Annotated in this window: 8 protein-coding genes and 1 CRISPR repeat array; all 8 genes read right to left on the bottom strand. The window is 32.0% G+C overall.

Annotation, left to right across the window (positions count from 1 at the left end; all coding sequences use genetic code 11):
- Window positions 1-68 precede the first annotated feature (68 nt).
- Window positions 69-884, bottom strand: a complete 816-nt coding sequence (locus AA81_RS14950) for a hypothetical protein (RefSeq protein ID WP_103899150.1) — start codon at window positions 882-884, stop codon at window positions 69-71.
- Window positions 877-1,266, bottom strand: a complete 390-nt coding sequence (locus AA81_RS14945; protein ID WP_103899149.1) for a hypothetical protein — start codon at window positions 1,264-1,266, stop codon at window positions 877-879. The genes AA81_RS14950 and AA81_RS14945 overlap by 8 nt, the downstream gene beginning before the upstream one ends.
- The gene (locus AA81_RS14940) at window positions 1,253-2,383 is read right to left on the bottom strand and encodes an RAMP superfamily CRISPR-associated protein (RefSeq protein ID WP_103899148.1); all 1,131 of its coding nucleotides are present in this window, start codon (window positions 2,381-2,383) and stop codon (window positions 1,253-1,255) included. The genes AA81_RS14945 and AA81_RS14940 overlap by 14 nt, the downstream gene beginning before the upstream one ends.
- Window positions 2,376-5,441 carry a CRISPR-associated protein Csx11 gene (locus AA81_RS14935; protein ID WP_103899147.1) on the bottom strand — a complete coding sequence of 1,022 codons (3,066 nt, stop codon included), beginning with the start codon at window positions 5,439-5,441 and terminating at the stop codon, window positions 2,376-2,378. The genes AA81_RS14940 and AA81_RS14935 overlap by 8 nt, the downstream gene beginning before the upstream one ends.
- Window positions 5,422-6,672 (bottom strand): RAMP superfamily CRISPR-associated protein, encoded by a 1,251-nt coding sequence (locus tag AA81_RS14930; protein WP_103899146.1) that lies wholly within the window; start codon window positions 6,670-6,672, stop codon window positions 5,422-5,424. Before AA81_RS14930 ends, AA81_RS14935 begins: the two co-directional genes overlap by 20 nt.
- Entirely contained in the window at window positions 6,665-7,807 is a 1,143-nt protein-coding gene (gene cmr1, locus AA81_RS14925) for a type III-B CRISPR module RAMP protein Cmr1 (protein ID WP_103899145.1), read from the bottom strand. The genes AA81_RS14930 and cmr1 overlap by 8 nt, the downstream gene beginning before the upstream one ends.
- A gap of 356 nt (window positions 7,808-8,163) precedes the next feature.
- Window positions 8,164-8,721: direct repeats of the CRISPR family, unit length 26 nt; unit sequence CCATTCCTCATAGGTAGGATAAAAAG.
- A 362-nt stretch (window positions 8,722-9,083) separates the two neighbouring features.
- A complete protein-coding gene (locus AA81_RS14915; protein WP_103899143.1) occupies window positions 9,084-9,608 on the bottom strand; it encodes a hypothetical protein in 525 nt (174 codons plus the stop codon).
- A 295-nt stretch (window positions 9,609-9,903) separates the two neighbouring features.
- Window positions 9,904-11,277, bottom strand: a 1,374-nt coding sequence (locus tag AA81_RS14910) for a ribonucleotide reductase barrel domain-containing protein (RefSeq protein WP_439331577.1), incomplete at its 5' end; no start/stop codon positions are given.

Here is an 11,277-nt window from a genome sequence, read left to right as displayed (position 1 = left end):
CATATTTGACAAGGAGCCGCAAAACTTTGAGAAATTGTTAAAAATCAATTCAAATATCTAAAGACGGACTAAAGTTTTTCTATGCAACCTTTTGATAGCTTGTCTACATATTTTTTAATTTTTTCTTCTTCTTTTTCTTCTTTTTTCATTTTATAACCAGGATGATAGTATAAACCTTTGCTTTTTACTGAAAAATTTTTGTTTTCGATCCTTTGAATCTCAATTATGTGTTCAATGGTACTTTCAACAGGACCGTTGGAAACACTGAGAAAGTTAGCAAATAGAAAATTTAAATCATTTTCTATTGATTCTTCTTCTATGTTGATTAACATCATTTCACCAAGTCCATATCTACTGTCGCCGCCAATGGTTAGTTTAAACTGTTTATTATTCGATAGCTTTCCTTTTGTTTGTTCGTCAATTTTTAATAATCCAACCCAGTAGAGATTCTCCCTACTTTCTTGGTGAAAAGCTTCCTTGGATTTTGGTAGTACAATGTCAATCTCATGCAAAGATTCCTCCTTTGCTCCTCTAGTTAAAGGAACTATCGCGGTTGAGACAAAAGTATCCACAAACATTGCACGAAAAAATTCTTCACGATAATCACCCAAGTAAAATTCTCCTTGCTCCCACCTTGGTAACAAAGGTTTATCTCCATTTTTCTCAAAAGAGGGATAAAAGCAAGATATATTTTCAAATAGTTTTTCATTTTCTGAAAAATTTCCTTTATTGTAGTATAGATTGTAAAATTTTGTTAAAGCTCCCCACATAGTCCATCCGGGGATGAATATTCTTGTTTCTGAAATGACCCCATATCCTTTAGTTCCAATATGAATAGGCTGAAGTTGTTCGAATACAAGTTTATACCATTTTTTCTCACACATCTTCTTTTTCCGCTTCCTTAGTTTTATTTTCTTTTGCCTTAGCATGATATCTAGCATAAATTAATACTTTCTCTAGTAATTCTCGAAAAAACAATAACTTATTCAAATCTTTAGAAAGTTCTTGAAAATAATCTTCCCATTCTTTTTCCTCTTTAGTATTATCTACAAAATTTCGCAGGTCCTCTATCAATTTAAGAAAAACATCACTGATGTTTTTTGATTTAACATAGACATAGTAAGCATATACTCCATCGTTTACTAAAACTCCCAAAGCCTTATCTATTTCATTTATATACTTTGAACGTTGTGAACCTTCCTTTTTAAAAATTGATTCTACAATTTCAAAGGACATTTTATTTATATCTGCTTCAATGTTGCTCATTATTTTCAATCACCTCACAATTATTTGATTTTCGAAAAAATATCTTCATTCTTCCAAATCCTCTTGTAGTTAACCCACCAATACCCAAAGTCTCATAAAAATGTTTACTGTCTTCTAAAGAGCATATCAGATCTTCTAGATCGGGAAGTTCTCCTATGCCATTCTTAAAATTTTCAAAAGCCGACTTATCAAAAATTCTTATGTTGCCATAAAAAATAGTTCCTCTTGGAATGGCTTCATAAGTAAATAAGGCTCCTTCTTTTGCAGCACCTGTAAGTGGATTTATTGATACTGACGTTCTTACTTCAAGATTAGCGTTTATTAATTGAGACACTATGTTATCTGAAACAACAACTATATTTTCTTCAGACAAATAGCCTTTTAGCTCTTCCCCTTGTTGAATTTTAATATTATTCGTATTTTTTTTCACTTTGAAATTAAGCCAACCTAAATTTAAATATCCTTCTGTTCCATGGTGGGTTAATATTTCACCTTCTTGAGGTTTTTCAATTAAAACTTCATTACTGGCATTATAATAGATTTCTGGGCTTGTAATCCATCTAACCCCTAATCTTGTATAGAGAGGGAAAAATAAAATTTTTAAATCAGAGAAAAAAAGCATACCTTGCCAACTTGAATTTCTCTTAGAGAAGCCAAAACCTTTACAAACAATACAACGACCACAATGACCACTATATTTTTCATTTTCTTCAGTTTTTAAGAAATCCTTAAAATCTGTGTTTGGAAGCTCATCTTGACCAGCACAGTTATAGCTTGAAATTTTATTTCCATAAAATTTATGCCATTTCTTTAAATCCGTATCCCCATCTTTCCATTCAATTTTGGACAATTTTTCTTCAAAACTTTCCCTATCTTGTTGATTCTTTATTGTTTCTAGCTTTGGCTTTTTGTCTTTTATTTTTTCTTGTAACGCCAAAGCTACATAATACCTCCAGGTTCCAGCTAATGAACTGCCTGGTATTTTTGGAATTTTGGTTGTCGGATCTCTAACAATCGTATTATCAACACGTCCTATGGTATAGCCGCCTGTTCCTATATATATTGGATCTTGAGCTACTGAAAAGATTTTAACCTCACTTGCTAAGTTATCACTCATTTAGGTTGCCTCCTTTTAAAGCTTTGTGATAGAATTCAAACATATCAAGAAATGTTTTTACTCTATCTATAAAAAGGTTTACATCAGTGCGTTCCAATTCTTCCCAGTCATTACATTTCAATATCAATGCAAAATTTCTTTTTTCTTCTTCGTTCTTTAATTCAAGAATGTTTACAAAAGTTGAAAGTAAAAAGGACTTTATCGATTCTTCATTGCCTTCCCAATCAGCTATTTTAGAATAAATCAAATATACTAACTTTTGCAATTTGCTTGATTCTTTATTTTCAAAAAAATTTTTATAAAGAATAAAATATTGAAAATCTTCTAAATTATAAGGTCTATTGTTTTTCCTATTAATCCTTCTTTTGCCTAGTTCATAAAATATATCGTTTCGTCTTGAATTGGTCTCTAAAAACTCAAAATCAAATGTGTTCGGGTAAAAATAATACTTATTTGCTACATCATCTTTTAAAGTATCTATTATTGAATAAGAGGATTCTTTAGAGACATCAGGATAGATATAAAATTTGTACTTACCATCATTATTAGTTTTTTCGTATAGAGAGTAATAATCTTCCAAATTATCTGATACTGAATAATTATTCTGATAAGTGTCCTTAAGAATAGATTTTAGATCATTTTCCCCCGTTTCTTGTCTTAGATCTTTCCACTCAGTTTTATCTCTTCTAATTTTTCTTAACGCTTTTATTCCCACATAAAGAGGTTTTTTGTAATTTTGTATAATTATCCCTATATGTAGCGGAAGTTTTCCATATACCCAACCAAAACTTTTCAGGTATTCTTCTTTAATGTTTTTTAATAAATTTTGCACGTAGTTTGCTGGAATAGCGAATTGCCAACTAACAGGAGTTGGATCTATTATTGATATAAACGGTAAATAATCTTCCTCTTGCTTGGCATTTAAGTTCAATTCGATTGAAACTTTTCCTTTAGCTTGATAATTTCTAAGATTAAATTTATTTTTTCTCCCTATTTTTTCTGTGTTGGTAATCAAATATACATTTCCGTCTTTTACCCAAAAATCTAAATCTCCATCATAATATTCACCATCTGGTATGCCCTTCTCTTTCCAAATAAATCGTTTTTTCCTATTTTCTGGAATTTCTAAAAGTCTAACTAACTTCGACTTTATACCAATAAGAAAATCTTGTGTTGAATCCCAGATTCTTTTCAATCTAGCTGGTGATGGCCCTTTTTGTATTATAAATTGTGTAAAAAGAGTTAAAAGGAATCGTTTATCTTCATCAGGCATGCCGTTCCAGTCGATTTTTCTATTATTTTCATCAAAAGAACACCTATTAGGTTCTTTGAGCGTTTCTTTTATAAAATTTTCCCACTGAGTACCTATGGTAAGTTCGAATAAAATACTTTCAATGTATTCATTTAATAATGTTATTTTTTTCTTGTTATTAATAATACCTTTATCCACAAGTTCAGATATTGATGTTTCTTTTAGTGGTTTGTCAGGTTTTGTTTCAATATCTTTGATTAACTCTTCGATTAAACTGCTAAAATCCGGAACATTCTTCATATGATAGATATCATTGATCACCATCGTACTTAAAAAGTTACCGTTTAACCATTGTTCTAACTCAAATTTTAGGGTTACCAAGGCAATCATTCCGTTTTTATCTTGTATTTCTCCAGTCCATATGGTTTCTTGAGACCTATTATTCATCCATTCGTCCAATCTTCCTTGCCCACGTTCTTCACAAATATCACAAACTAAATAATCCTTATCTTTTTTATTAGCTAAACGCAACCCACAAACTTGACATACTCCTTCTCCCTGAGAATCGCTATCTTTTATCATTTCTTTTTCAAAGTTCGGAGGTAATTCGGCTTTTAGATAGTTCTCACTTGCTTTATATAAAAGATGGCCAAGGGTTCCTAGTCTACGTGATGGTTTTGTCAGAAAAATTGCTGGAAATACTTCTCCATGAAATTTATTTAAAAACACTTCTCTGACAGCCTTTTTTATTTCATCCAAGTCATCAGATAATGGATAAAAGTTTGAGCTGTTATCACCACTTGAATTACCATTAATTAATTCCTCACTAACAAGAAAATAAATCCCCGTTTCATCTCTGTATATTTCATTACCTATAGGATATTCACAAACAAAAAGATCACTAATTTCGTCATCAACCTCTTTAGCGACTTCTCTATACCATTTTATATGAACGGGCTTTAAGGCTTTTTCTGCCAATGCTAACTTGTCATACTGGATCCCAAGGATTGACCATTTTATATTTCGGTAGTTTTCTCTTTTTGAATCGATTATTTTCTCATTAGATTTAGATCCTTCTTTGCAGTTATCCTTTAATATTGCAGAACTAACAAAAGCTTTAAATAAAGAGGCTGACATATATGCTTGATCCCAAAGAGTTACGTCGTTCACTGGGAATCTGGTATCACTAAGAAGGTGTATATACCAATCTTTAACATTATCAAAAACAAAATTTCTAAGATCGCACCAGTTGCTCTCTTTAATATTATTTTTATTTGCATAAAACCCTTTGTATTCTAAGAAAGAATCTAATTTTTGAAAAAAAAGCTTCCTACCACAATCAAGATTCTCTTGTTTCACATCTTCCTTATAACCACCAAAGGCGTTAGAAATCCACAACTTATCAAGTTGTGAAATTGGCGCTCCTTTATCTATAGAGGAATTTATATTTTCACATCCGCTAAAGAAAATGTTCCCGAAAAAATTTTCAAAAGTTACATTCTTTTTAGATGATTTTATCCATGTAATTTTTTGATTAAAAATATTTATAGTAATTGAGTCCACGAAATCCAATAATTTTGGATTTACCTCTTTTAACTCACTTTCAAAGAAGTGATCGTTATAATACTTCCGGTAACCTGTAAATTTACTTTGAGCTTGAGGAAAATAGTCCTTCTTCTTATTCTTCTCCTTCTTATAGTTAGAAATTCCAGCATGCGTTTTTCCAAGGTTGAAGAGTAATGATATAATTTCGCATTTTAATATTTCTGCTTTATGATCTTTTAACTTAGATAAATCTAGTGTCAATTTCTTTCCACCCCTCGGGGAATTCTATTTTTTGAGTATTATCTTTTGTTCGATACCACTTTTGGTCTATTATAAAAGTTCCCCAGCTAAATTTTGTTTTAGCACCTATTCCTTCATTAGCGAGTATTTCTATTGATCTATCTAAATTCTTAATGTCGTCTTCTAATTTATCTTTATCTGTAAAAGAAACATTAGGAATATATATAATTTGGAGTATCCCCTTTGTTTCTTTAGGAACAACTTCGTAAAATATTGGTTTAGTCCCCGCTCTTTTGCTTCTATCATGCGGATTAATTACTTCCAAAGAAAGTTTATTGAAATAGGTTGGATAGAATATGGCACCACCCTTGTGCGTTTGACAACTGAAAGGTATTTGTAATTTATCGATATATTCTTGGGCTTTATCTGAAAGCCATCCGCTTACAACTTCAATAATATTGCCATTTTTAATTTTTTCTATTTCTTTTTCGTTCAAACTTACTCCTAACTCGAATAATAGCAACTGGACTATCTTGTCTCTAACTTCTTTATTCTTTTTATTGCTTAATCCTTCACGTTTTATAACCTCATTAAAGTATTGTTCTAGATATTTTATACTTTCAGAACCCGCTCCAAAAATTCTAAAATAACTTTCAATAAGTCTATTTTTGGCTGATTCTTCATTAATTAGAACTTTAAAGGCATTTGCTATTGCACCTTTCCAAGAACTGCCTCTAATCATAGGAACTTTGAATACCTTTTCTTTTAATACAGGATTCGGTATTAAGTAAAAATCTTCATCATCTTTAGAAAAATAGGGGTTTTTAAGTGTAAATTCAAGCAAAAGTATAATCGAATCCTTAGTTGGAAGTGCTTTTAAAATATTAGGTGCTTTTTCAACTTCCTTTAACTTTTCTATTTCTATTAACCCCGAAAATTTAGAAACTTGTTTTATAAGTTTTTCATCTATTTCAAAGACCTTAGAGCTATCTTTAGATGCTCCTTTTGGATAATGGTCTTTTAACCAATTTAATGGAAAATCTTTTAGAGCTACGTTCATATATCGCTTATGATCCTTTTCTCCAAACAAGGTGAATAATCTAATTCGTTCTTCAGCCTTCATTTCCTTAATCTTTTTTGTATCGCAAAAAATATTATCTTTGCAAAATAATATATATTCATCTAAAGTTGCATGCTCTTCTAGTTTTATTTTTTGCTTATTAGATGGTTCATAAAAATCAGAGCTAATCATGACATTCCTCCTCTCCTAATTTAAGTTGAGAGAAGCCAACAATTGATAAAAAACCCCCTTTAAACTTACCTTCTCTCAAATCAATATACGGGAGTATTTTGGATCCTTCTCCCCGCTCTCCAAATACTAAATGACGAATATTCTTCATTTCTTCATCTTTTTTAGCATCTGAATTTTGAAGTCTTAAATAACTTCGAAGTTTTACTTTTAAGGCAATTAATTTCTCCAATATTTCTTTTTCTTTTTCGTTTTTGATTTCTTTATCTGATTCTAAATCCATGATCCTTGCTATTGTAATTTTAGAAGGACTTTTTTCGAGGAATTCCTCACAGGAATTATTATCTTCTTTTTTCAAGTTAAAAAGGAATTTTGTATATTCTTCCATTGGAGAAGATATACTTAATTCTTCATTTATTTCAATTAATTCATCAATAGTCTTATCTTTGTATCTTTTGCTATCGAATTTGGAAAATTCAAATTTGTCTCTAGAAATTTTTTCATTGTTAAGAGTATTTTTTATTTTTAGCCGTCCAAAGCCCATATTCCACTTTCCTCCCCAATAACCATATTTCTCCATATATGTTAATAAGGGATAGAAAATTGGTTCTAAAATATTTTCCACAACTTCAAATGTAATTTCAAAATCACCGTAAAAATATCCTCTTGGGAAATAAAAAGCTGACCAATTTGACTTTTCTTTGTTACTTGGTTTTGTTTCACTTATCTTAAAATTTTCCTTATTTACATAAAATTTATCAGGGAAAGATATTTTATGGTTAACTCCCATAAGTTTGATACTCTTTAACTTTAACATTCCTCCCCAACCATTACAACCAAAAATCCTCATAGGAAGTGGTAGATCCATTTTATTAAATGCTTCATTTATCGTATCAAAATTGACTCCTTTTTCCTGAATTATTTCGTCATAAGTTTTGGAATCGAAGTTATCTTTTAAAATCCCCTTTTCATAATTATCTTTGCTCGTTATTCCTGAAAAATAACAAATTACTTCAAACCAAAAACGCAAACTTCCAAAAAGTTCTGAAGCTCGTAATTGGTCAGTTCTATTCCAGACATTCCCATTCCACAGAGGAGTAAGTGTAATGAAATTAAGCTTAATTTCTTTTTTCTTCATTTATTTTAGCCCTCCGAAAAAAGATTTCACTGGTACTTTTTCTAGTAATTACTATAAAAAGTTTCCACATCAGCAATAATATTTTTTGACTAAAAAGTCTAATTTCTTTTCTAATTTTTCTTACAAGTCAAAGAACAAGTATTGTATCTTATCATTTTCTTTCTACCTAAAATTGTTTTCCAAAAAAAATTCTTGCTCATAGATTCCTAAGTCCTATGCATTCAACCTACTTTCCAACGAAAAATCGGGCATTCACCCTTTTCCATCGTTTCAAATTCCTATATTCCTAATTACCACTTCCGATTCTCTCCCTACTTTACATTTCTCCACCCATCTTCCATTCCTCTCTAACCCTTCCATTCCTCATAGGTAGGATAAAAAGAGTCACGCAGGGATGATGCATATAGCTCTCGAAAGTGGGTCCCCATTCCTCATAGGTAGGATAAAAAGAATATATGCACTCGGCGAAGTTGCAATTTTAAAAAAGTTTCCATTCCTCATAGGTAGGATAAAAAGGAAAGAAAACAGAAATACCACTGGTATTTCTGATGATGAGTTCCCATTCCTCATAGGTAGGATAAAAAGAAGCAATATTTGGTGCAGCCAAAAAGTTGGATGACAAGTTTCCATTCCTCATAGGTAGGATAAAAAGGAATGCCGAATATATTTGAAAGGTTGTTTCAAAAATGTTTCCATTCCTTATAGGTAGGATAAAAAGCCAATTAAAGTCAACATAATATACAACTATGACTTGTTTCCATTCCTTATAGGTAGGATAAAAAGATATTCTAATTGAATATTCAAGCGATATGTATGGGGTTTCCATTCCTTATAGGTAGGATAAAAAGAAGGATCACAGAAATACGTTCAATCGAGAATGCTGAGTTTCCATTCCTTATAGGTAGGATAAAAAGGCATAAAATACCTATAATCACTATATCATAAAAAATTACGATTGTCAAGCAAAACTTTGAGAAATTGTTAAAAATCAATTCAAATATGTAAAAGAGAAGATAGTTATTCAGGCACTAAAAAATAAGTTGATAAAGAGAGCCAATAAAATCTATGCTGTTAAAATAACATGACATGAAAAAATAAATTAAAAGACTACCCTTTTGGAAGTTTTTATCAACGGCCTTAAGTCTAAGTAATATATTCAAACAAAAAGATTAAACCCATGTTCCTATCAGAATTTTGATCTGAAAAGCTTCCTTGAACTCCATCACGGAAATTTTAACTCGATCGATTTGCTGATGAAGAAGACCTCAAAGAGAGCTCACCATCCATATCCTACAGCAAAAACGAACCCAGGATATGTGATTGGTTGTATTGGCCCACCAAAAATTGCATTTACACCAGCAGAGCTGTCGACCACAAATCCTCCGATACTTATCCACTGGTAACCCGCAACACCACCTACGAGGAGAAAACGCATGGAGCCTTCTGTGTCGTAGATATCTTCCGTAGCTGTTCCATATAGCACTCTAACGTTGGGGGCAACGTAGAAACCACTTGGTGCAGTCTGATGTAGGTAGTTGCGATATGCCACACCACCGCCGAAAGTGCTGACTTGTGCAATAATGATATTTAAGGACTGTACAAGAGCACTGACCTGGATCGAACTGCTTGAGGAAAGTGGCCTTTCGTATGAAACGTTGTAGAAACCAAATAATGATCCAAGTGGGTTCGTGGTCAGGGTCTGTGTAATTTGTTCTTCAGGAGCCTCAGTCATTGAAGTTTGTGAAAATAGTGAGAGCACGCCTACCAACAATACCAAAGTTAAAATTAAACCTTTTTTCATTTTAATTCCCCCTCGTGATGGTTTATATAATTTAGAAAAACACATAAAAAATTTGTCTTTGATTAGTCTATTATTTTTTTTACTAAGATATACTCTAATACTACAATAGTATGCGGATGCTTAGCTAAGGTAAGCTAAAGAAAGTAAATAAGTTAATTTATATTATCATAAAAAATTACGATTGTCAAACAAGAATTTGAGAAATTGTTAAAATTAATTCAAAAATGTAAAGTACTAAACAAAAACCCGGTGAGCATTTCCACCGGGTTTGAATATTTGTTATATATATATATTTTTAAGAACACTTTGACCATCCGCAAGTGGTGCAGGTAACACAGCCTGATTCGTTTATCAGGGTATTTTTAGATAAGCAGCTTGGGCAGTATGCGTTGCCTTCTGAGTCTATATAATATCCTTTTTCGTATTTTAAGTCGTTGGCGTATACGAATTTTTCTACTTCTTCCCTGGTTTTCGGCGTTCCCGTTCTTATTACTTCATAATCTTCTATTTGAGATCCCCATAATTGGTTGAAATCGTTGAGGGCTTTGCTTATTTCTTGTGCCAATTCTTTACAATATGTTCCCTTAACTTTTTTTAATTGCTCAACTATTTCATCAGTTGAGACGCCCGCTCTTAAAGCTATGGATGATAATCTTCCAATAACCTCTGCAGTTTCTGTGCCATCTGATAGAAAGATTTCTACGGCTTCACCGCCATCATCGAAGGAAACGGTGACGTATACTGTTCCCGTGTCGTGTTTGAACTTTCGTGTGACGCTTCGTAAGGTTTCTTTTCTTGGCCTTGCCCTTAGTTTATGCTTTTCGTCCAATACGAAGAATGTAACGCTTTTGCCTTGTGTTTCGGATGTTTCTTTTTCTTCTTTGGAAGCGGAGGTTAGAACTTGAGTTTCAAGGCTCCCATCTCTGTAAATAGTTAATCCTTTTAGATTTAATTCTAATGCTTGTAGATAGATAGCTTTAACGTCTTCTATTGTTGAAGATTTAGGCATGTTTATAGTTTTAGAACATGAAGCATCAAGATAACTTTGAATTACGTGTTGGGCTAATAAATGATCTTTTGGTGGTATGTCCATTGAGGTTACAAATATTTTTTTAATTTCGTTTGGTATGCTGTCTATATTTTGAATGCTTCCTTTCTCAATGATTTCAGCTTTTAACTCTTCTGTCATGTTGGTGCCTATTTTTTCCATTAATATTGGATTTATATAAGATAGGGGAACTCTGTCTCCTTCTTTGTTGGTCATGTATCTTACATAGGATAGTAAGAAATTTGGCTCGATTCCACTTGATGTGTCTGCCAAGTTAGATATTGAACCTGTTGGGGCTATGGTGTTCGTTTGTACATTTCTTTTGTATTTTGTGGCTTCGCCTTGAAAATGTTGACGTATTTTTTCATTCCATGCTTTTATGTCTTCGTCTATTTCGTCATCCAACATGGGAAATGGTATGAAACCGTCCGGGTATTTGGATCTTTGAAAATCTTGGAAATTGCCTCTTTCTTTGGCTAATTCAGTACTTGCAATATGAGAGAAATACGCTAATTCAGCGGTTAATTTTGCCATGAACTTTCTGGCTTGTTCTGAGTTGTAAGGTAGCTCTTTTATGTATAATGCATCTGCTAATCCCATCATTCCTAATCCAATAAATCT

It is taken from the genome of Petrotoga halophila DSM 16923 (genome assembly GCF_002924615.1).
This window is presented reverse-complemented; position numbering and strand designations above follow the sequence as displayed.

Coding starts and splice junctions, on each gene's coding strand:
- AA81_RS14930 (WP_103899146.1), bottom strand. CDS start 6,672: ATGATTAGCTCTGATTTTTATGAACCATCTAATAAGCAAAAAATAAAA.
- cmr1 (WP_103899145.1), bottom strand. CDS start 7,807: ATGAAGAAAAAAGAAATTAAGCTTAATTTCATTACACTTACTCCTCTG.
- AA81_RS14950 (WP_103899150.1), bottom strand. CDS start 884: ATGTGTGAGAAAAAATGGTATAAACTTGTATTCGAACAACTTCAGCCT.
- AA81_RS14940 (WP_103899148.1), bottom strand. CDS start 2,383: ATGAGTGATAACTTAGCAAGTGAGGTTAAAATCTTTTCAGTAGCTCAA.
- AA81_RS14915 (WP_103899143.1), bottom strand. CDS start 9,608: ATGAAAAAAGGTTTAATTTTAACTTTGGTATTGTTGGTAGGCGTGCTC.
- AA81_RS14945 (WP_103899149.1), bottom strand. CDS start 1,266: ATGAGCAACATTGAAGCAGATATAAATAAAATGTCCTTTGAAATTGTA.